The 19,637-nt window shown below is 62.4% G+C and carries 20 protein-coding genes; 14 read left to right on the forward strand and 6 right to left on the reverse strand.

Annotated elements, in window-relative coordinates; all coding sequences use genetic code 11:
* Positions 1 to 182: 182 nt before the first annotated feature.
* Together AX760_RS16090 and AX760_RS16095 are read left to right on the forward strand one after the other, a co-directional pair.
* A complete protein-coding gene (locus AX760_RS16090; RefSeq protein WP_071833936.1) occupies positions 183 to 434 on the forward strand; it encodes a GlsB/YeaQ/YmgE family stress response membrane protein in 252 nt (83 codons plus the stop codon).
* A gap of 36 nt (positions 435 to 470) precedes the next feature.
* Complete coding sequence (locus AX760_RS16095; RefSeq protein WP_071833937.1) at positions 471 to 797, forward strand: hypothetical protein; 327 nt, start codon at positions 471 to 473, stop codon at positions 795 to 797.
* A 108-nt stretch (positions 798 to 905) separates the two neighbouring features.
* On the opposite strand, the gene efp is transcribed toward AX760_RS16095, so the two are convergent.
* Positions 906 to 1,475 carry an elongation factor P gene (gene efp / locus AX760_RS16100; RefSeq protein ID WP_071833938.1) on the reverse strand — a complete coding sequence of 190 codons (570 nt, stop codon included), beginning with the start codon at positions 1,473 to 1,475 and terminating at the stop codon, positions 906 to 908.
* Between the two features lie 197 nt (positions 1,476 to 1,672).
* Here efp and epmA point away from each other — a divergent pair, with 197 nt between their 5' ends.
* Positions 1,673 to 2,734, forward strand: a complete 1,062-nt coding sequence (epmA, locus tag AX760_RS16105) for an EF-P lysine aminoacylase EpmA (protein ID WP_071833939.1) — start codon at positions 1,673 to 1,675, stop codon at positions 2,732 to 2,734.
* On the forward strand, positions 2,731 to 3,783 hold the full coding sequence (locus AX760_RS16110; RefSeq protein WP_071833940.1) for a lysine-2,3-aminomutase-like protein: 1,053 nt from the start codon (positions 2,731 to 2,733) through the stop codon (positions 3,781 to 3,783). The genes epmA and AX760_RS16110 overlap by 4 nt, the downstream gene beginning before the upstream one ends.
* An 88-nt stretch (positions 3,784 to 3,871) precedes the next feature.
* Here the strand turns inward: AX760_RS16110 and AX760_RS16115 are convergent, their stop codons facing one another.
* Both AX760_RS16115 and AX760_RS16120 read right to left on the reverse strand, forming a co-directional pair.
* Positions 3,872 to 4,537: a YiaD family glycine zipper/OmpA-like lipoprotein gene (locus AX760_RS16115; RefSeq protein ID WP_071834038.1), complete on the reverse strand. Its 666-nt coding sequence runs from the start codon at positions 4,535 to 4,537 to the stop codon at positions 3,872 to 3,874.
* Positions 4,538 to 4,703: 166 nt separating this feature from the next.
* Positions 4,704 to 5,489, reverse strand: coding sequence for a DUF4394 domain-containing protein (locus AX760_RS16120; protein ID WP_071833941.1), 786 nt, complete (start codon positions 5,487 to 5,489; stop codon positions 4,704 to 4,706).
* Positions 5,490 to 5,746: 257 nt separating this feature from the next.
* On the opposite strand from AX760_RS16120, the gene AX760_RS16125 reads away from it, so the two are divergent.
* Complete coding sequence (locus tag AX760_RS16125) at positions 5,747 to 6,301, forward strand: sigma-70 family RNA polymerase sigma factor (protein WP_071833942.1); 555 nt, start codon at positions 5,747 to 5,749, stop codon at positions 6,299 to 6,301.
* Positions 6,298 to 7,005: an anti-sigma factor gene (locus tag AX760_RS16130; RefSeq protein WP_071833943.1), complete on the forward strand. Its 708-nt coding sequence runs from the start codon at positions 6,298 to 6,300 to the stop codon at positions 7,003 to 7,005. Before AX760_RS16125 ends, AX760_RS16130 begins: the two co-directional genes overlap by 4 nt.
* Positions 7,006 to 7,050: 45 nt before the next feature.
* On the opposite strand, the gene AX760_RS16135 is transcribed toward AX760_RS16130, so the two are convergent.
* The 3 genes from AX760_RS16135 to AX760_RS16145 all read right to left on the reverse strand — a co-directional run bounded on the left by AX760_RS16135 (position 7,051) and on the right by AX760_RS16145 (position 8,727).
* Positions 7,051 to 7,380 (reverse strand): hypothetical protein, encoded by a 330-nt coding sequence (locus tag AX760_RS16135; protein WP_087149276.1) that lies wholly within the window; start codon positions 7,378 to 7,380, stop codon positions 7,051 to 7,053.
* 226 nt (positions 7,381 to 7,606) lie between these two features.
* Positions 7,607 to 8,143, reverse strand: a complete 537-nt coding sequence (locus AX760_RS16140; RefSeq protein WP_071833945.1) for a GNAT family N-acetyltransferase — start codon at positions 8,141 to 8,143, stop codon at positions 7,607 to 7,609.
* Positions 8,140 to 8,727 carry a helix-turn-helix domain-containing protein gene (locus AX760_RS16145; protein ID WP_071833946.1) on the reverse strand — a complete coding sequence of 196 codons (588 nt, stop codon included), beginning with the start codon at positions 8,725 to 8,727 and terminating at the stop codon, positions 8,140 to 8,142. The genes AX760_RS16140 and AX760_RS16145 overlap by 4 nt, the downstream gene beginning before the upstream one ends.
* Positions 8,728 to 8,988: 261 nt before the next feature.
* Here AX760_RS16145 and lepA point away from each other — a divergent pair, with 261 nt between their 5' ends.
* The 8 genes from lepA (at position 8,989) to AX760_RS16190 (ending at position 19,503) form a co-directional block, all read left to right on the forward strand.
* Complete coding sequence (gene lepA / locus AX760_RS16155; RefSeq protein ID WP_071833948.1) at positions 8,989 to 10,815, forward strand: translation elongation factor 4; 1,827 nt, start codon at positions 8,989 to 8,991, stop codon at positions 10,813 to 10,815.
* Positions 10,816 to 11,262: 447 nt separating this feature from the next.
* The gene (locus AX760_RS16160) at positions 11,263 to 12,291 is read left to right on the forward strand and encodes a substrate-binding domain-containing protein (RefSeq protein ID WP_071833949.1); all 1,029 of its coding nucleotides are present in this window, start codon (positions 11,263 to 11,265) and stop codon (positions 12,289 to 12,291) included.
* Positions 12,292 to 12,360: 69 nt separating this feature from the next.
* Positions 12,361 to 13,896 (forward strand): sugar ABC transporter ATP-binding protein, encoded by a 1,536-nt coding sequence (locus AX760_RS16165; protein ID WP_071833950.1) that lies wholly within the window; start codon positions 12,361 to 12,363, stop codon positions 13,894 to 13,896.
* Between the two features lie 28 nt (positions 13,897 to 13,924).
* Positions 13,925 to 14,917: an ABC transporter permease gene (locus tag AX760_RS16170; protein WP_087149271.1), complete on the forward strand. Its 993-nt coding sequence runs from the start codon at positions 13,925 to 13,927 to the stop codon at positions 14,915 to 14,917.
* 1 nt (position 14,918) lies between these two features.
* Complete coding sequence (locus AX760_RS16175) at positions 14,919 to 15,935, forward strand: sugar-binding transcriptional regulator (protein ID WP_071833952.1); 1,017 nt, start codon at positions 14,919 to 14,921, stop codon at positions 15,933 to 15,935.
* Entirely contained in the window at positions 15,932 to 16,927 is a 996-nt protein-coding gene (locus tag AX760_RS16180; RefSeq protein WP_071833953.1) for an aldo/keto reductase, read from the forward strand. Before AX760_RS16175 ends, AX760_RS16180 begins: the two co-directional genes overlap by 4 nt.
* A 12-nt stretch (positions 16,928 to 16,939) precedes the next feature.
* The gene (locus AX760_RS16185) at positions 16,940 to 18,688 is read left to right on the forward strand and encodes a glycerol-3-phosphate dehydrogenase/oxidase (RefSeq protein WP_071833954.1); all 1,749 of its coding nucleotides are present in this window, start codon (positions 16,940 to 16,942) and stop codon (positions 18,686 to 18,688) included.
* The gene (locus tag AX760_RS16190) at positions 18,661 to 19,503 is read left to right on the forward strand and encodes a class I fructose-bisphosphate aldolase (RefSeq protein ID WP_071833955.1); all 843 of its coding nucleotides are present in this window, start codon (positions 18,661 to 18,663) and stop codon (positions 19,501 to 19,503) included. Before AX760_RS16185 ends, AX760_RS16190 begins: the two co-directional genes overlap by 28 nt.
* Positions 19,504 to 19,637: the final 134 nt, after the last annotated feature.

Below are 19,637 nucleotides of genomic sequence, written 5' to 3' on the forward strand. Positions count from 1 at the left end.
TCGCCTGCGTTTGCGCGTCGTTTCGTTGGATCGCTCTAGCGGAGCAGGGCAGGCGCTACAAATTCAATTTCGTGGTCCTTAGCATCAGTGGCGCTTATGCAGCGGCGCGGCCGCTGGAACAAAATCCGGACCAGTTCGTTTTAATGCTGAAGAAAATCATTGGTTGAACCCAGGAGACAAGTATGGACGTGAATGGTGTGGGCTGGATTGCAGCCATTATTATCGGCGGTTTTGCAGGCTGGATGGCCGAGCAGTTCATGAAGTCCAATATGGGCCTGTTCATGAACATCCTTCTCGGCATCATCGGTGCCGTGGTGCTGAACGCGATCCTGACATTTGCCGGCATGAACTTCACCGGCTGGCTCGCCTATCTGATCATCGGCTTCATCGGCGCATGCCTGCTGATTGCCGTCGGACGCGCCGTCAAACGTTAGGCGTGACCGCGCCGATCCGCGCAAGGAGAAATGACAATGCTGACTTTTGCAGACGAAGGTAACGGGAGCGGAATGCTCGAAATCAACGGTCATTCCCGGCCCGTTTCCTACGAACTGGTCGTCGCCCGCGAAGAGGACGACACGAAGCAGGTTCGCATTCGCCTCAAGGCGCCGCGGGACTGGCTGCTGGAGCAGGGCTTCAACGGCGAGGCGATCCTGGTTCGGGACAATGGTGCGCGCATCCCGGTTCGCCGGGAAGGCGGGTTGAGCGTCGAGGACAATGTCGCCGTCACGCTCGAGGGCTACGATGAGACCGAAGCGGGCGTTGCCGCCACTGAGGAATATCCCGAGCTCAAAAACTGACATGCGGGCATCGAACCAAGATGGTTCGGACCTCAAGGCCTGGAAATGAAAGGGGCGCCCTGCAATCTGCACGGCGCCCTCTTTCGTTCGGCAATGTCTGTCAGACGGTCAGTCCTTGGCGCGCTCGACGTAGGATGCGTCTTCGGTCAGGATCACCACCCGGGTGCCGACGCCGATATGCGGGGGCACCATGGTGCGCACGCCGTTCGACAGGATCGCCGGCTTGTAGGAGGAAGAGGCCGTCTGGCCCTTGACGACCGGTTCCGTCTCGATGATTTCGAGCGTCATGCGGGTCGGCAGTTCCAGCGCCAGCGCCAGGCCTTCGAACATCTTCAGCTGAACCACCATGCCTTCCTGAAGATAGGCCTTGTCATCGCCGATCACGTCAGGCGAAACCGCGACCTGGTCGTAGGTCTGCGGGTTCATGAAGTGGTAGCCTTCGCCGTCTTCATAAAGATACGTATGGTCGCTGTCCTCGACAAAGGCGCGCTCCACCTGTTCGGTCGTGCGCCAGCGCTCGGAGACCTTCACGCCGTCGGAGATGCGGCGCATGTCGACCTGGGTCACAGGCGTTCCCTTGCCGGGGTGGAAGTTCGCGGCGGTCAGAACGGCATACAGCTTGCCGTCCACTTCGAGAACGTTGCCCTTGCGGACAGAGGAGGCGATTACCTTGACCATAAGTCTTCCTTGTAACTGTGCGGGATGCGTCGTAGAGGAGCGCACGAAATATGCGCGTCAAGGACGCCAGAATATGTTTTCGGGCCGCAACTAACCTATATTTGCGCAAATTGCCAGTGTGACGGCGGCGACACGTCGAAGAATCCGTCGATGCCGGGCAAGGCCGAAAATGCGAAAGAGTTGAACACAGGACTGCCATGCCCGTCGCCTCTCCCTGGTGGACACCCGATGTCCATGCCGATCGCCGTGGTTTTCTTCTCGGGCGCAACCGGATTCAGGCGGCCCTGCGCGGATTTCTGGCGGATCGCGATTTCATCGAGGTCGATACCGCGACGCTGCAGGTCTCTCCGGGCAACGAGGCGCATCTTCATGCCTTTGCGACAGAAGCCATCCATCACGACGGCAGCCGCACCCCGCTCTACCTGCACACATCGCCGGAATTCGCCTGCAAGAAACTCCTGTCGGCCGGCGAAACACGCATCGCCTGTTTTGCCCATGTCTATCGCAATCGCGAGCGCGGGCCGCTGCACCACCCGGAATTCACAATGCTGGAATGGTACCGGGCCGGCGAGCCCTATGAGGCGCTGATGCGGGATGCCACGGAGTTGCTGGCGCTCGCGGCTGAGACCGTCGGGTCGAAACACCTGTCCTTCAAGGGGCGTCAGGCGGATCCGTTCGTCGAACCGCACCGCCTTTCCGTGGCCGAGGCCTTCCAGCGCTTCGCCGGGATCGATCTCCTGGCCTCGATCGGCGCTGATGGTGCAACCGATCGCGGTCATCTTGCTGCGAGCCTGAAGGTTGCCGGCCTCCGGGTGGCCGATGACGATATCTGGGCGGACCTGTTCAGCCGGGTGATCGTCGAGAAGATCGAGCCCAATCTCGGCATTGGCCGCGTGACGATCCTGGATGAATATCCGGTTGCCGAGGCAGCCCTTGCCCGGCCGACGCCCCATGATCCACGGGTGGCCGAACGGTTCGAGCTCTATGCCTGTGGTGTCGAACTCGCGAATGCCTTTGGCGAACTGACCGATGCGGCGGAGCAACGCCGCCGCTTCACAATGGAAATGGCCGAAAAACAGCGCGTCTACGGCGAGACCTATCCGCTCGACGAGGATTTCCTCGCGGCACTGGCGATCATGCCGCAAGCCAGCGGTATCGCGCTCGGCTTCGACCGTCTGGTGATGCTGGCAACCGGCGCGCCGCGCATCGAGCAGGTCATCTGGGCGCCGGTGCCTGACATGGCTGGCGAGGTTTCATGAACGCCATCCGACCGCTGCGCACCGCAACCGACCTGCGCGATGCCCGCCTGATCGATACGGACCAGATGCAGGCTGTCGATGCGGTTGCTGCGCGCTACGCTGTCGCGATCACACCGGCGATGGCGGCGCTGATCGATCCGTCCGATCCGAACGATCCGATTGCCCGCCAGTTCGTTCCGGATCCTGCCGAACTGACGCACCTGCCGGAAGAGTTGCAGGATCCGATTGGCGACGCCGTCCATAGCCCGGTCGAAGGCATCGTGCATCGCTATCCGGATCGCGTGCTCCTGAAGGCGGTGCATGTCTGCCCGGTCTATTGCCGTTTCTGCTTTCGCCGCGAGATGGTCGGTCCGCAGGGGCTTGGCACGCTGACGCCGGATGCCATGGATGGGGCTTTCGCCTATATCGCCTCGCGCCCGGAAATCTGGGAGGTCATCCTCACGGGCGGCGACCCGCTGGTGCTGTCGCCGCGCCGGCTTGCCGAGATCATGCAGCGTCTGGCGTCAATCGATCACGTCAAGGTCGTGCGGTTTCACACCCGCGTGCCGGTGGTCGAGCCGGCGCGCATCGACGAAGACCTGATCCATGCCCTGAAGGCGAGCGGCAAGGCGACCTATCTGGCGCTGCACGCCAATCATCCGCGCGAACTGACGGCCGCGGCGCGCGACGCGATTGCAAAACTGGTCGATGCCGGGATTGTCCTGATCAGCCAGTCGGTGCTGCTCAAGGGCGTCAACGACGATGTCGAGACGCTGGCGGCCCTGATGCGCGGTTTCGTCGAAAACCGCATCAAGCCCTATTATCTGCACCATCCCGATCTGGCACCCGGTACCGGTCATTTCCGCCTGACGATCGCCGAAGGGCAGGCGCTGGTCGCCGCCCTGCGCGGCCGCATCTCCGGCCTCTGCCAGCCCAGTTACATTCTCGATATCCCGGGCGGTCACGGCAAGGCGGTGGTGAGTTCGGCCAGCATCGCCGACCAGGGCGGCGGCTGTTTCACGGTGACGAATTTCAGGGGCGAAGAACACGCCTACCCGCCGACAGTCTGAACTCCGGCCGCGTCGCTCCTCAAAGCAAAAAAACCGGCCACCTTTCGGGGGCCGGTTTGGTGAGAAGGCGAAAAGGCAAAAAGAGCCGTCAGCCCTCCTTGATTGGTGCGATCGAGATTTCGACGCGGCGGTTCTGCGCGCGGCCTTCCGGGCTGGCATTCGAGGTGATCGGGCGATCCGGGCCATATCCGACGGCCGACATGCGGCGCTGGTCGACACCCCGCGAGCCGAGATAGTTGGCGACCGAAATGGCGCGCCGTTCCGAAAGGCCCTGGTTGTAGCCGGCACCGCCGGTCGAATCCGTATGGCCATCGACATCGATCAGCGTCTTGTTGAACTTGCGCAAGACGATCGCGACTGAATCGAGCGTCGGGTAGGCGCGCGGGTTCATCTGGTCCTGGTCGGTGGCGAAGGTGATGTTTTCCGGCATGTTGAGAACGATGCGGTCACCGACGCGGGTCACCGATACGCCGGTGTTCTGCAATTGTGCGCGCAGTTCGGATTCCTGGCTGTCCATGTAGTTGCCGATCAGGCCGCCACCGAGCGCGCCGATGCCGGCGCCGACAAGCGCTGCATCGCGCCGTCCGGCAGCGCTGCCACCGACGAGCAGGCCGGTCGCGGCACCGAGGCCAGCGCCGATCAGCGCGCCACCGGCCGTGTTCGACATCTTCTGTTCACCGGTATACGGGTCCGTCGTCGTGCAACCGGACAGATAGACGGCGGCGATCGCCAGGACGGTAAATCTCTTGATCATGGAATCGATGGTCCCCATTGTGCTCACTTTGCTTCATACTACCGATTGCGGCGGGAAGATGAAGGGCCAGGGACGGACAGTCCGAAAATTTTGATTTTTGTTGAAAAGCCCCGGGATCGTCCGGAACCGGCGTCAGATGTCGCCGATCCCGGATGATTGCGATCGTTTACATGGCAGGCAGGACCGCGATATCGCGAATGTCGCCGCTGGCGCCGGTGATGTCGCCGGCAGCGGTGGCTGCTCCGGTTTCGAGGTTCACCGTGTACAGCTTCGCGCCGTTGACCAGCCAGGCCGTGTTCGTGCCGTCCTCTGTCGTCTGGACGTCGAAGGCGTAGTTGGCTGCGGCGCTTTCGATGCCGAGCTTGCCGATGGCCTTCAGCGTGCCGTCATTCGGCTTTGTCTGCTGGATCAGCCCGCCGATCGTCGCGTCGATATTGAACATGCCTGTTTTCTCAGGCTTGCCGAAGGAATTGATATAGGCGGCGGCGACAATGTTCGGGGTCTCGCCCTTGTGCATGTCGGTGTCCTCGAAGGCGAGCGAACCATCCACGGTGACTTCGCCCGTATCGGGATGCACCCGGTGGTTGGTCGTGCCGGTCATGTAGCGCAGGCGGTCGGCCATCGGGTTGAAATCGACGACGACAGCGGCATCATCGATGGACAGCGGCGTGTTCATCTTCGCGACCTCCGTCGCTGCACCGGTGGCAAGGTCGATAGAGACGATCGTGCTGTCCGGCGTGACGCCGATGACGGTGTTGTTCGCAGGGCGGAAATCAATGCCGACGAGGCTGTCGACGCCGGTCACATCCATCGTCTTGCTGACAGCCGGGCTTGCGGTATCGAACATCACAATCGTCTTCTCGCCCGTCAGGCCGAGAACCGGAGCGGCGAAGCCTACGCCGGCGCTGCCGGCAAGAAGGGTGGATGCGATCAATGCGGTCTTGAAGGTCATCAGAGGTCTCCGTTTTGGTTTTGAATTCTTCGGGTGGAAGCAGGCCCTCCGACATGCTTCCATGGTGTAGACACACGGGCGGTGCGATCTGGATGCAGCGGCAGAAGATTTATTTTCATTTCCCGCATCCGTCGGACCTGTTGGCGTGTAAACCTGTCATGAACAGCGCCCAGACAATGCCCTGCTTGCCGATGTGCGACCCGCGCACTAGTTTTGCGCGGGGGATATGCCCGCCACGGGGAGACAGCGGAAAATCGATGCAGCAGAATGACCAGACGATACTGGCGGATGCGCTGAGCGCCTGTGCTCAGGGCAAGCGCGATGCATTGCGGCTGATCTTCGAGCGCGAAGGCGGACGGATGATCGCGGTTGCCCAGCGCATTCTGCGTCGGCGCGAACTCGCCGAGGACGTCGTGCAGGAGGCGTTTATCGTGATCTGGACGAAGGCCGACCAATATGCGCCAGAGCGTGGATCGGCGCGGGGCTGGATTTATGCCATCGCCCGCAACCGCGCCCTCAACATGCTTCGCGATGGACGGCGACTGGAATTGACCGATGCCGACAGCCTCGCGGATCTCCAGGATGCCGCCAGTCTCGATCATTCTCTCGATGTCTGGAGCGATCTCGAACAGCACGATCGTTTGCGCGAATGTCTGTCGCGCCTTGACGAGGCAAAGCGCCAAAGCATCCTGATGGCCTATATGTCGGGCTATACCCATGGCGAGATCGCCGGCCGTCTCAGGGTGCCACTGGGCACGGCCAAGGCCTGGGTGCGCCGCGGCCTCGCCTCTCTGCGGGAGTGCATGGTATGAGCACCGCAATCGAAAACATCAACGAGCTTGCCGACGAATATGTGCTCGGTCTGCTGGACGCCGCAGACCACGCGCTGGTCGACGAGCGCATCGAACACGAGCCGGAATTGAGAGCGGCAGTGGCCGCGAGCCGCGACAGGTTCCTCGCCCTCGATCTTCTGTCTGCCGCTGGCGCCGGGCCTGATGGATTGTGGGACCGCATCGCCTCCGGGCTGGACGAAACAAGGGCCCCGGCTTCAGGCGGCCCGGCCAAAGTGGCGGCAAACGACAATCGCGAAACAGTGTGGCGCCTGGCAGCGCTGGCCGGCATGGCCGCGTCCCTGCTTCTTGCGATCGGCCTTGGTTTCAGCCTCCTGCTGCGGCCGGAGCCGCAGGTCATCGCCGTGCTTGTGAATGATGCGGGAGAGCCCCTCGTTTTGGTCGAGGATTTCGGCGATGCTTCGGCGCGGATCACCCCGCTTGTCGCGTTCGACGTCCCGGAAAATCAGGTCATGCAGGTCTGGACCTTGCCCTCGAAGGAGATGGGGCCGGTGTCGCTCGGGCTCTTGCCACGGTCCGAGACCATCACGCTCGATGGTCCCGACCTGCCGCAACCGCAGGAAGCGCAGCTTTACGAGATCACGATCGAACAGGCTGGCGGCTCGCCGACCGGCCGTCCGACAGGGCCGATCCTGGTCAAGGGCTTTGCAAAGCAGCCCCGCTAGGAAAACGACCGGAGCACCCGCTAGCGGCGTGCTCCGGTCTATCCGCTATTCCGTCAGGTTGATTTCTTCGGTGCTGCCGCCTTCGCAGGTGTAGCAGCAATCGTCGCATGTTTCGGCGTTTTCAGGGCCCGTGCCCCAATAGGTGGCCTTGTCGCCGGAAACCCAGGCGCCGTAGCAGATTTTCTCGCCCTCGTCGCAGGACAGCGGGATCTGCTTGGTTTCGCCGTCATCGAGATAATAGACCTGGTTGTTGCCGGGCCAGATATGGTTGCGATCCTGGCTGTAGAGTTCGACCTCGACGGCGTTCGGATGGCTGTTCATCATCTGGAAGGTGACATCCGCGGCTGTCGCCGACTGCAGGCCGCCGGCCAGCATGAAAACGGACAGGGCGAAAAGCCGCGCGCGGTTGGAAATGTTCGTCATGGGGTCCCCTCTGAATACAAGCCTCTCGGCTAATATTCGCCTATCACGAACCCCTGGCCCAAGGAATGGCAGAGCGTCTGAAAACCTGGCTTGTTCCGCCTGCCGATGCGGACATTTTTGGGGAAAAGCAGAGGTGGCACCGGCGTTCCCGCCTATGGGTTTACGTGCACTTTGCTGTCTAGCCGCTTGTAAAAGCCAGTCGCTTGTAAAAAAAGGTCGAGCCGCAATAGCTGCCATCCGGCATCATCGCATAGTCCGGGATAATGCCGGCCCGGCTCCAGCCGAGCCGCTCATAGATGGCTTCGGCTGGGCTGTTTGTCGCGGTGTCGAGGACAAGGATATGCTTGCCGATCCGCGCGGCCTGCGCTTCGGCGGCTTCCATCAGGGCGCGCCCGAGGCCCAGGCCGCGCGCCTTCCGGTGCACCAGAAGCTTCTTGAGATCGGCGCGATGCGGCTGGTTCGGCGGCAGCCTGATGCCGAGCTGCACCGTGCCGAGCATGGCGCCATCGACTTCGGCGACCAGAAGCACCGTTGCCTGCTCCCCGACGGCTGTGCGCACGCCGTCCCAAAACGCGAGGGCGTCCGCCTCCGTATAGGGAGACAAAAACCCCACGGACGCGCCGCCATCGACGCAATCGACGAGGATCGACGCGAGCGCCGGCAGCGCCTGGCGGGTCTGGTCTTCGGTGAGAATTCGGATGCGGATTTCGGTCATCGTGTCTTGACGGTCCTGCGGTTGAGAATGACGGCGTAGCGCGCCGTCTCGGGATACGGATTGGAAAAGCTGTGACCCCTTCCAAGCGTCATGAACAGGCAGTCGCCGGGCGCGAGCGCGTGCGTTTCGCCTTCGCTGGTCATCACCAGCCGGCCTTCGAACAGCCAGACATGCTGGGTCATCTCGGTCTCCGGCGGGTGTGGGTCGAAAACCACGCGGGCGCCCGGCGGAAAGTCCACGGCCACGATATCCACCGGCGTGGGCATGCCCTCCGGCGAGACCGCGCGGCGGATATAGCCCGAGGCCGGATCCTGCCATCGGCGCTGGTCGGCTTGCCGCGACAGCGGGTTTGCAGTCGTCTCCTGGAAGGCGAAGAACCGCGACAGCGTCGTTCCCAGCGCGCTGCAGAGCCGCGCCAGCAATTGCGCCGTGGGACTGGCCTCCCCCCGTTCGATGCGCGAAATCATCGCCCGGCTGACGCCGGACTGCCGTGCCAGATCATCCAGGGTCAAGCCCTTTTCCAGCCGGTTGAGCCGGACCCGCGCGCCGATATCGGTTTCGAAAGCAGGGCCTGTATTTTCCATTATCAGAGATCTAAATGATCTTATAGTGGAGTCAACGAGAAAGAGGCTGTCTCGTTGCAAAATCGGGCCGACGCTTCGGCGCGTGCCGGGCGGCCCCAGCCCAGGCCCCACGAAAGCAACAGGGTGCAAATGCGGAACGCCGGGGCGCTGTTGGACCGGTCGGAGCCGGCCGATCCGACGAACGCCTGACCGCCAATTATAGTGAACAAAGCCTGCATTTCCCGCTTTGCGGCTTGGGTCCGCGCTGCTATATGCGGGCCCATGAGCACAACACCTTCAAAGACGCCCCTGTCGCACATTCGCAATTTCTCGATCGTTGCCCACATCGACCACGGCAAGTCGACGCTCGCCGACCGGCTGATCCAGTCGACCGGCGGCCTCGCCGATCGCGAGATGTCGGAACAGGTTCTCGACAGCATGGACATCGAGAAGGAGCGCGGCATCACCATCAAGGCGCAGACCGTGCGCCTGCACTATGTCGCCAACAATGGCGAAGCCTATGTGCTGAACCTGATCGACACGCCCGGCCATGTCGACTTTGCCTATGAAGTCTCGCGCTCGCTGTCGGCCTGCGAAGGCTCGCTTCTGGTCGTCGACGCCAGCCAGGGCGTGGAAGCGCAGACGCTCGCCAATGTCTATCAGGCGATCGACAACAATCACGAGATCGTCACGGTCTTGAACAAGATCGACCTGCCGGCTGCCGAGCCCGACCGCATCCGCGAGCAGATCGAGGAAGTCATCGGCATCGACGCATCCCAGGCCGTGCTGATTTCGGCCAAGACGGGCCTCGGTATTCCCGACGTTCTGGAAGCGATCGTCCATCAATTGCCGGCGCCCAAGAGCGAAGGCGGCGAGAACGGGCCTTTGAAGGCGCTGCTCGTCGACAGCTGGTACGACACCTATCTCGGCGTCATCGTGCTCGTGCGCATTCTCGACGGCGTGCTCAAGAGGGGCCAGACCATCCGCATGATGGGCACGGATGCCAAGTATCAGGTCGAACGTGTCGGCGTCATCACGCCGAAGATGGTCACCGTCGATGCGCTCGGCCCGGGCGAGATCGGCTTCATCACCGCCTCGATCAAGGAAGTGGCCGACACCCGCGTTGGTGACACGATCACCGAGGACAAGCGCCCGACCGCCAACATGCTGCCAGGCTTCAAGCCGGCGCAGCCGGTGGTGTTCTGCGGCCTGTTCCCCGTCGATGCTGCCGATTTCGAGGACCTGCGCGCCGCCATGGGCAAGCTGCGTCTCAACGACGCGTCGTTCTCGTTCGAAATGGAATCCTCCGCGGCTCTGGGCTTCGGCTTCCGCTGCGGCTTCCTCGGTCTCCTGCATCTTGAAATCATCCAGGAGCGCCTCGAGCGCGAATTCGACCTCGACCTGATCGCGACCGCCCCGTCCGTCGTCTACAAGCTGTTCATGAATGACGGCACGGAGCGCGAATTGCACAATCCGGCCGATATGCCTGACGTGGTCAGGATCGCCGAGATCCATGAGCCGTGGATCCGCGCCACCATCCTGACGCCGGATGATTATCTCGGCGGCATCCTGAAGCTTTGCCAGGACCGCCGTGGCCTGCAGATCGAGCTCACCTATGTCGGCAAGCGCGCCATGCTGACCTACGACCTGCCGCTCAACGAAGTCGTCTTCGATTTCTACGACCGGCTGAAGTCGATCTCGAAGGGCTATGCTTCATTCGACTATCACCTGACCGATCACCGCGAAGGCCAGCTGGTCAAGCTGTCGGTCCTCGTCAATGGCGAGCCGGTCGATGCACTGTCGATGATGGTGCACCGCATGGCCGCCGAACGGCGTGGCCGCGACATGTGCGAAAAGCTCAAGGAGCTGATCCCCAAGCACATGTTCAAGATCCCGATCCAGGCGGCCATCGGCGGCAACGTGATCGCCCGCGAAACCATCTCGGCGCTGCGCAAGGACGTCACCGCCAAGTGTTATGGCGGCGATGCATCCCGAAAGCGCAAGCTGCTCGACAAGCAGAAGGCCGGCAAGAAGCGCATGCGCCAGTTCGGCAAGGTCGACATTCCGCAGGAAGCGTTCATTGCTGCGCTGAAGATGGGCGACGAGTAGCGGGGGGCAATTGCTCCTCAGACTCCAACACCTATTTTTCGGCCAGCTGCGATGACTGTCAGTTGACCCGACGGACGTCGGGTCGCTGGATCCCCGCCACAAGGACGAGGAAGACGCAGAGTGCGGTTGCCGCATCGGTCGCCAGGGCATCCACGGGTTTTCAGCGGTCTGCGCGCCAGCCTCTTCACCTTCATCCGGAATGCAATTGTTGCCCGAGTCCGCTCGTCGCTGCGCACATCCGTGCGTATCCAATATGAGGCAGCTTATTTCCCGACCACTTCACGTGAAATATATTTCTTTGTATGAATTATATTGACACGACGCTTCCGTCGCGGTTATCTCCCCCTATCGGACTTCGAGGAGGAAGTTCGGTCTTCATGGGATCATCGGCCGCCCAAAAGCGCGCCACCGGATAGTTGGGAGGGGCTTCGGCCTCGAGGAGGAAACTTGCGCAATTTTCTAAGCACGACCGCATTGGCGGTCCTTGCAACCACGCTGTTTGCCGGCGCAGCCGCTGCTGAAACGGAAAATCCGTTCCGCTGCAAGCCGGGCGAAAAATATGTCATGAACGTTATGGTCTCGGGCGTCGAATACTGGTTCCCGGTCTATGAAATGTTCAAGCAGGCCGGCCAGCAGCTCGGCTGCGAGACCGCCTATACCGGCACGCCGGAATATGACGTCAACAAGCAGATCGCCACCTTCGACCAGGCGCTCGCCCAGAACCCGGCCGGCATTCTGGTGCATCCGATGAATTCGGACCCGTTCATCGAGCCGATCAACCGGGCGATTGACCAGGGCACGGCGGTCGTGACCTTCGCAGCCGACGCGCCGCTCTCCAAGCGCATCTCCTTCATCACCTCGGATAACACCCGCGAAGGCACCTATGCGGCCGATGCGATCGCCGAAAAGATGGGTGGCAAGGGCGAATATGCGGTTCTGGAAAACCCGGGACAGGACAATCACGACAAGCGCATCGCCGCCTTCATCGCGCGTATGACGGAAAAGTATCCGGATATGAAGCTCGTCGGCCGCGCCGCATCCAACCAGGATCCGACCAAGGCCTATCAGGCCCTGTCGAGCCTCATCCAGGCCAATCCGAACCTTGGCGCCGTGTTCATGCCGGAAGCCAATTCGGCCATCGGCGCTTCGCAGGCCAACAAGGAAAGCGGCGGCAAGATCCTCGTCATGTGTGCCGACGTGAATGCCAATATTCTCGACATGATCAAGGCGGGCGAAGTGTTCGGCTCGATCAATCCGAACCAGGGCATGCAGGGTTACATGGGCTTTATGCTGCTTTGGCTCGCCAAGCACCCGGAACTCATCGACCCGATGAACGACGCCAAGCGCGTCGGCTTCAACCCGATGAGCATTCCCTTCGTCGACAACGGCCTGTCGATTGTCACGGCCGACAATGCCGACGACTTCTACTGGGACAAGTATCTGAAGCGGCGCGGCACCAAGGGGATCGAGGAGTAAGCATTTCTAAAGGCTGCCCGGGGTGATCTGCCCCGGACAGCCACCGCAAGCATTCAGGAGGAGACTGCAATGGCGTCGGTGCCGGTTCTGGAAATCCGCAATGTCAGCAAGCACTTCGGTGTTATCAAAGCCTTGACGGATGTCAGCTTCGGCCTGGAAAAAGGCGAAGTCCATGCGCTGTGCGGCGAAAACGGTGCCGGAAAATCGACGCTTATGAACATTATCGCCGGTGTGCTGCAGCCATCGGAAGGTGAAATCCGCATCAATGGCAAGCCTGTGAAAGTGCCGTCGCCATCCGCAGCGCAATCACTGGGGCTCGGCCTCGTGCATCAGGAAATCGCCCTTTGCCCGGATGCAACAGTGTCGGAAAACATGTTCATGGCGGCCACCAACCGGCGGCGCATGCCTTTCATGAATTATCGCCGGCTGGAGCGGGACGCACAGGTCGTGATGAACCGCCTGGCACCGATCGACGTGCGGCGCAAAGTCGGCGACCTCTCGATTTCCAGCCAGCAGCTTGTCGAGATCGCCAAGGCGCTGACGCTCGAGTGCCGCGTTTTGATCTTCGACGAGCCGACGGCGGCCCTGACGGAATCGGAAGCGCAGGTGCTGTTCGGGATTATCCGTGACCTGAAGGCACAGGGTATCTCGATCATCTATATCAGCCACCGCATGGCCGAGATTTTCAGCCTCTGCGACCGGGTCACGGTGTTTCGCGACGGCCGTTACGTCTCGACGCAGAAGGTGGCGGATGTAACGCCGGATGACGTGGTCCGCAGCATGGTCGGACGCGAGATCACGCAGCTCTATCCGGAAAAACAGGCGCTGGCCGAGCGGACGCCGGAGACCATTCTCGGCGTCCGCGATCTCGGCGACAGCGGCCGCTTCCGTGATGTCAGCTTTGTGCTGCGCAAGGGCGAAATCCTCGGCATAGGCGGCCTGATCGGCTCTGGCCGCACCGAGATCGCCGAAGGTATTTGCGGCTTGCGGCCCGTCACGCAAGGCGAAGTCCACCTGCATGGAAAACGGCTGCGGGCCCGGTCCTATGCGCAGGCCGTCAAGGCCGGCGTCGTCTATCTCTCGGAAGACCGCAAGGGATCCGGCGTCTTTCTCGATCTGTCGATCGCGCAGAATATCGCCGTTCTCGACCTGACATCGCTGACCGGGCCGCTGGGCCTTTTGAACAGAAAAGCCGAAGCCGATCGGGCGCGGGATCTGGTCCTGCGGCTTGGCGTGCGCATGGGCGGCATCGACATGCCGGTCTCGTCGCTGTCGGGCGGCAACCAGCAGAAGGTGGCGATTGCCAAGCAACTGGCCGTCAATCCCAAGGTGATCCTGATGGATGAGCCGACACGCGGCATCGATGTCGGGGCAAAATCGGAAATCCACCGGCTCTTGCGCGATCTCGCGCGCTCGGGCATCGGCATTGTCGTCATTTCGTCCGAACTGCCGGAGCTTCTCGGCCTGTGCGACCGGGTGCTGGTGATCCGCGAAGGCCGGGTTGCCGGCGAAGTCGAAGGTGAAGCGATGACGGAGGAGGCGATCATGCGGCTTGCATCCGGCATCGGTCACAGGAATTCAAAGGCATCAGAGCATGCCGCGTAAAGAGCAAGCAGGGGCAGGAGACACGGCCATGGCGGACGCGACGATGACGGGGATACACGAGGCGCGCGCGCCGGGCTGGAAACGGCTGGGAACGATGCGCGAGGCGGGCCTGATCGCCATCATCCTTTCGCTCTGCATCGTCATGAGCTTTGCGTCGCCGCATTTCCTGACGCTCGGAAACTTCCGGGCGATGATGATGTCGTTCTCCGTCGAGGGTATCGTCGTCGTCGGCATGACCATTTTGCTGATCGTCGGCGGCATCGACCTGTCCGTCGGCTCGGTCGTCTGCTTCTCGATGGTGCTGTCCGGATCGCTGTTCCTGATGGGGCTGGACCCTTGGAGCGCCTCGCTGATCGGCATCATCGCCAGCGGCCTGATCGGCTGCGTCATGGGCTTCTTCGTGACGGTGGTGGGGCTCAATCACTTCATCACGTCGCTTGCCGCCATGGTGATCGTGCGTGGCCTCTGCCTGATCATCACCAAGGGCACGCCGCTCTCACTCTTCACCCTGCCGCCGGCGTTCAAGGCGGTCGGGCAGGGCACGTTCCAGGGCGTGCCCTATGTGATCCTGATCTTCATCGCCATCGTCGTGCTGTTCGATTTCCTGCTGCGCCGGGCGACCGCCTTCCGCAAGGTGTTTTATACCGGCAGCAACGAGAAGGCGGCGCTCTATTCCGGTATCAAGACCAACCAGGTGAAATTCTGGGTCACGGTGCTCTGCGCCACCCTATCCGGTGTGGCCGGCGTCATCTACATGTCCCGCTTCGGTGCCGCGACCCCGACCTTCGGCGTCGGCATGGAACTGAACATCATCGCTGCCGCGGTGATCGGCGGCGCCTCGCTGAACGGCGGCTCCGGGACCATTCTCGGCGCCATCCTCGGCATCGCCCTGCTTTCCGTGGTCACCAGCTCCTTGATCCTGCTTGACGTCTCCGTCTATTGGCAAGACATGATCAAGGGCTGCATTCTCCTGACTGCGGTTTCCATCGATCATTTTCTCCACAAGCGTAAGGCTGCCTGACATGTCGCCCAATCGGCCGATCGCCAAACTCAAACCCGCCAATGCACCGCGCGAGGAAATCGTCATCGCCCGGCAGATGCACCAGGCGCTGGTCCTGCATTTCCTTGAAGGACTGACGCAGGCGCAGATTGCCGACCAGCTCGGCATCTCGCACGCCACCGTCAACCGGCTGATCAAGCGTGGCCGCCAGCTTGGCCTCGTCGAGATCAAGATCAAGTCGCCGGTCGAGCCGCAGGTCGAGATGGAAGAGAAACTCGTCGCGCTCGGCGGCATCAGCCGCGCCATCGTCGTGCCGACCGTCTCCGACAATCTGCAGACGGCTCTCCAAGCCGTCGGAGAGGCGGCAGCGCGTTTGCTGCTGGAGGAGATCGTCGATGGCGACACGATCTGCATCACCGGCGGCAAGGGCGTCAGTGCCGTGGTTGCCGGCCTGCAGGCGCAGCGGCGTTTCGATGTCGAGGTCATTCCGGCAACCGGCTGTGTCCAGGGCAAGCATTATACGGACGTCAATCACGTCTCGACGATGATGGCCGACCGGCTGGGCGGGCGCTCGTTCCAGATCCATGCGCCGCTGTTTGCCGATAGCGCGACTGAGCGCGGCATGCTGATCAACATGCGCTCCGTCGCTGATGTCTTTCACAGGGCTCGCGAAGCCAAGGTCGCCATGGTCGGCATCGGTTCGATCCTGTCGGACGACTCAAGCTACTACGACCTTCATCCCTCCTCGAGCACGGATCGCGCGGCGATCGAGCGCTCCGGTGCGTCCTGCGAATTGCTGGCCCACCTGCTCGATGATCAGGGGCAGGTCTGCGACTACAGTCTCAACCGGTCACTGGTCTCGCTGACACTGCCGGAATTTGCCTTGATCCCGACCAAGATCGGGGTTGCCAGCGGACCCAACAAGGCGGGACCGATCCTCAGCGTCCTGCGCGGAAAACATCTGGATACGCTGGTTACCGACGAGGCAACGGGTGCGCGGGTTCTCGCACTGGCAAATGGCGAAGGAAAATGGGCATGAGCAGCCAGCAGACAACACGCGAAATTGGTCAATCCGGCGTTTTCGCCTCTGCGGTCGGGCTCGGCACCTGGGCAATCGGCGGCTGGATGTGGGGCGGGACCAATGAGGCTGAATCCATCGCCGCGATCCAGGCCTCGCTTGATGCCGGCGTGACGCTGATCGATACGGCGCCGGCCTACGGGCTCGGACGCGCCGAGGACATCGTCGGCAAGGCGCTGGCCGGTCGCCGGGACAGGGCTGTCATTGCCACGAAATGTGGCCTTGTCTGGCATACGCAGAAGGGCCGGCATTTCTTCGACCAGAATGGCAAGCCGGTTCACCGCTATCTCGGCCGTGATGCGATTTTCCACGAGGTCGAGGAAAGCCTGCGACGGCTTTGCACCGACCATATCGATTTGTACATCACCCATTGGCAGGATCCGACGACCCCGGTCGAGGAGACGATGCGGGCGCTGGAAGACCTGCGCACATCCGGCAAGATAAAGGCAATCGGCGCCAGCAATGTCAGCCCGGCCGATCTCGACGCCTACAGTGCCATTGGTGGTCTCGATGCGATCCAGGAACGGTTCAGCATGATCGACCGCGAAATCGAGGCCGAAATCCTGCCGCGCACCCGGGCCAACGGCATCGCCACGCTCAGCTATTCGTCGCTGGCGCTGGGGTTGCTGTCGGGAACGGTCGGTCCGGACCGGGTGTTTTCCGGTGACGATCAGCGCAAGGACAATCCGCGTTTCTCGGTCGGCAACCGCCAGAAGGCAACGGCCCTTGCCGAAGCCATCGGGCCGGTTGCTGAAAAACACGATGCCAGCATCGCCCAGACCGTGATTGCCTGGACGCTGGCGCAGCCCGGCGTGACCTTTGCGCTCTGCGGCGCACGCAACCCGGCACAGGCCATCGACAATGCGCGGGCCGGGACCATCCGGCTCGATGCGGAGGATCTTGCGGCCATCGACGGGGCCATTTCGGCAAAACTGACGGACATGGACAGGTAGCGGGCAGCCATCATGAAACGGCAAGAGATATTGGACGGGCTCCGCCAGAGCCCGAAGGTGGACGTGTGTGTCATCGGCGGCGGCATCAACGGTATCAGCGTCTTCCGGGAGCTGGCGCTGCAGGGGCTGACCGTGCTGCTGGTGGAGAAACACGACTATTGCTCGGGCGCCAGTTCGGCCCTGTCGCGCATGGTGCATGGCGGGCTTCGGTATCTGGAAAATGGCGAGTTCAAGCTGGTGCAGGAATCGCTGGCCGAGCGCGACCGGCTGCTGCGCAACGCCCCGCACTACGTCGCGCCGCTGCCGACGACGGTGCCGGTATTTGATCTCTTCTCGGGTCTCGGCAACGGCATCGTCCGCTTCCTAGGCCTCAGCCGCAGGCCGAGCCGGCGTGGCGCGATCGCCATCAAGGCGGGGTTGAGCATCTATGATTTCCTGACGCGCAAGCGGGCGCTGATGCCGCGCCACCAGTTTCGCGGACGGCGCGCGACGCTTGAGAAATGGCCGGCCCTCAACGGGGGCATCAAGAGTTCCGCCACCTATTTCGACGCCTGGGTCAGCCATCCGGAACGGCTGGGCCTCGAATTGCTGCAGGATGGTCTGTCGGCCAAGGTCGGGTCGATGGCGCTGAACTATGCGCAACTGCGCCGCATGGAGAATGGCGCATATTTCGTCGAGGACCACATTGGCGGTGCATCGCTTGCCGTCGAACCGGCACTGATCATCAATGCCACCGGTGGCTGGATCGACATCGCCAATCAAAGCCTGTTTTCGCCGGAGACACGACCGGCACCGCTGGTCGGCGGAACCAAGGGCTCGCATCTGATCATCGACAATGCGGCCCTGCGTGCGGCCCTTGCCGATCACATGATCTACTATGAAAACGAGGACGGGCGCATCTGCATCCTCTTTCCCTATCTCGGCAAGGTGCTGGTCGGCTCGACCGATATCCGCGTCGATGACCCGGAGGCGGTGCGCTGCGAAGACGATGAGCGCGACTATATCCTGCAATCCCTGGCCTTCGTGCTGCCGGGGCTCGTCATTCTGCCGGAGGAGATTGTCTTCCAGTTTTCGGGCGTCCGCCCCTTGCCGGCCAGCAGCGACAGTTTTACCGGCCGCATTCCGCGCGATCATTTCTGTACTATCGTGGAGCCTGACAATGGTGGCCCGCCGGTGCTCTGCATGATCGGCGGCAAGTGGACGACATTCCGCTCCTTCGGGGAGCTGGCGGCCGACATGGCGCTGGATCGGCTCGGGCACCCGCGGCATGTCGCAACAACGGACCGGCCGATCGGCGGCGGGCGGGGCTATCCTGCGAATGTTCCCGCCTGGCTCGCGCAGGTGGCAGCGGACAAGGGCCTTCCCCTGCCGCAACTGGTCCGGCTGTTCAGCCGCTACGGCACGGATGCCGAAGCGATCGCCGGTTTCATCGCTGCTGGCCCCGATGCGCCCCTGCCGCATGTCGGTTACTCGGTGCGGGAGTTGCAGTGCCTGATCCGCGATGAAGCGGTCGAGCATCTCGACGATCTGCTTTTGCGGCGCACGACGTTGGCCATTTCGGGCGAACTCTCGCTGACCATGATGGATGCCGTGCTCGACCTGCTGGCACAGGAAAAGGGCTGGACGCCGGCGCAGCGCGCCGGCGAGCGCGATCGTTTTCTCACCCTTCTCAACGGGCGCCACGGCGTCGATGAGACCATGCTTTCCGCAAGGAACGAACGAAGGAGTATACCATGCGATACAACAGCAAAGTCCGGATGAACCGGCTGTTCGGCGGCGGTCGCTGCCTCGACGTGGCCATCGATCACGGTGTCTGCAACGAACCGTCTTTCCTCGATGGCCTGGAGGATATCCAGGGTGTGGTCACCGCACTCGTCTCTGCCGGGCCGGATGCGATCCAGATGAACTACGGCCAGGCTGACCTGCTGCAGGACGTGCCCGGCAAGGACAAGCCGGCGCTGGTCATGCGCATCGACATGGGCAATCCCTACAACCGCATTCGCCACCGCGACATGTGGGCGGTGCTGCAGAACGAGGCCGAACCGCTGATCGGGGCGATCGAGATGGACGCGGCCTGCGTCGTCGTCAACCTGTTCATGCTGCCGGACGAACCGGACCTGTTTCGCCAGTGCGTGCAGAACATTGCCCGGGTGCGGGCCGATTGCGACCGGTACGGCATGCCGCTGATGATCGAGCCGCTGGTGATGCAGCCGGTCACGGAAAAAGGCGGCTACATGGTCGATGGCGATGCCGACAAGATCGTCACGCTGACGCGACTGGCGCGCGAGATGGGCGCTGACATCGTCAAGGCCGATCCGACAAGCAATGCGGAGGATTTCCACCGTGTGGTCGAAGCGGCGCGGTGCCCGGTCCTGGTGCGCGGCGGCGGCAAGGAGGATCTGCGTGCGGTCTTCGACAAGTCCGCGGCCTTGATGCGGCAGGGGGCAATGGGCATGGTCTACGGGCGCAACATCTACCAGCATGCCAATCCGAGCGCCGTGGTGCGCGGGCTGATGGCGATCGTGCATGAGGATGCCAGCGGCGAACAGGCTTTCGCGCGATATCAGCAGGGCTGATCGCGGCCATGAGGGGACGGCGAACGTTGACTGTGCAGGCAGACCCCCTCATCCGGCCCTGCGGGCGACCTTCTGCCCGCTGGGGAGAAGAGGGGATCGGATCTGGGCATTCTGCTCGAACCACCTGAAACTGT

It is taken from the genome of Pararhizobium antarcticum (assembly GCF_001885585.1).
GTDB classification, from domain to species: Bacteria; Pseudomonadota; Alphaproteobacteria; order Rhizobiales; family Rhizobiaceae; genus Pararhizobium; species Pararhizobium antarcticum.

Bases quoted from the DNA above. Each gene is read 5' to 3' on its own strand.
- AX760_RS16090 (WP_071833936.1), top strand. From the start codon at position 183: ATGGACGTGAATGGTGTGGGCTGGATTGCAGCCATTATTATCGGCGGT.
- AX760_RS16095 (WP_071833937.1), top strand. From the start codon at position 471: ATGCTGACTTTTGCAGACGAAGGTAACGGGAGCGGAATGCTCGAAATC.
- efp (WP_071833938.1), bottom strand. From the start codon at position 1,475: ATGGTCAAGGTAATCGCCTCCTCTGTCCGCAAGGGCAACGTTCTCGAA.
- epmA (WP_071833939.1), top strand. From the start codon at position 1,673: ATGCCCGTCGCCTCTCCCTGGTGGACACCCGATGTCCATGCCGATCGC.
- AX760_RS16110 (WP_071833940.1), top strand. From the start codon at position 2,731: ATGAACGCCATCCGACCGCTGCGCACCGCAACCGACCTGCGCGATGCC.
- AX760_RS16115 (WP_071834038.1), bottom strand. From the start codon at position 4,537: ATGATCAAGAGATTTACCGTCCTGGCGATCGCCGCCGTCTATCTGTCC.
- AX760_RS16120 (WP_071833941.1), bottom strand. From the start codon at position 5,489: ATGACCTTCAAGACCGCATTGATCGCATCCACCCTTCTTGCCGGCAGC.
- AX760_RS16125 (WP_071833942.1), top strand. From the start codon at position 5,747: ATGCAGCAGAATGACCAGACGATACTGGCGGATGCGCTGAGCGCCTGT.
- AX760_RS16130 (WP_071833943.1), top strand. From the start codon at position 6,298: ATGAGCACCGCAATCGAAAACATCAACGAGCTTGCCGACGAATATGTG.
- AX760_RS16135 (WP_087149276.1), bottom strand. From the start codon at position 7,380: ATGCTGGCCGGCGGCCTGCAGTCGGCGACAGCCGCGGATGTCACCTTC.
- AX760_RS16140 (WP_071833945.1), bottom strand. From the start codon at position 8,143: ATGACCGAAATCCGCATCCGAATTCTCACCGAAGACCAGACCCGCCAG.
- AX760_RS16145 (WP_071833946.1), bottom strand. From the start codon at position 8,727: ATGGAAAATACAGGCCCTGCTTTCGAAACCGATATCGGCGCGCGGGTC.
- lepA (WP_071833948.1), top strand. From the start codon at position 8,989: ATGAGCACAACACCTTCAAAGACGCCCCTGTCGCACATTCGCAATTTC.
- AX760_RS16165 (WP_071833950.1), top strand. From the start codon at position 12,361: ATGGCGTCGGTGCCGGTTCTGGAAATCCGCAATGTCAGCAAGCACTTC.
- AX760_RS16170 (WP_087149271.1), top strand. From the start codon at position 13,925: ATGGCGGACGCGACGATGACGGGGATACACGAGGCGCGCGCGCCGGGC.
- AX760_RS16175 (WP_071833952.1), top strand. From the start codon at position 14,919: ATGTCGCCCAATCGGCCGATCGCCAAACTCAAACCCGCCAATGCACCG.
- AX760_RS16180 (WP_071833953.1), top strand. From the start codon at position 15,932: ATGAGCAGCCAGCAGACAACACGCGAAATTGGTCAATCCGGCGTTTTC.
- AX760_RS16185 (WP_071833954.1), top strand. From the start codon at position 16,940: ATGAAACGGCAAGAGATATTGGACGGGCTCCGCCAGAGCCCGAAGGTG.
- AX760_RS16190 (WP_071833955.1), top strand. From the start codon at position 18,661: ATGCGATACAACAGCAAAGTCCGGATGAACCGGCTGTTCGGCGGCGGT.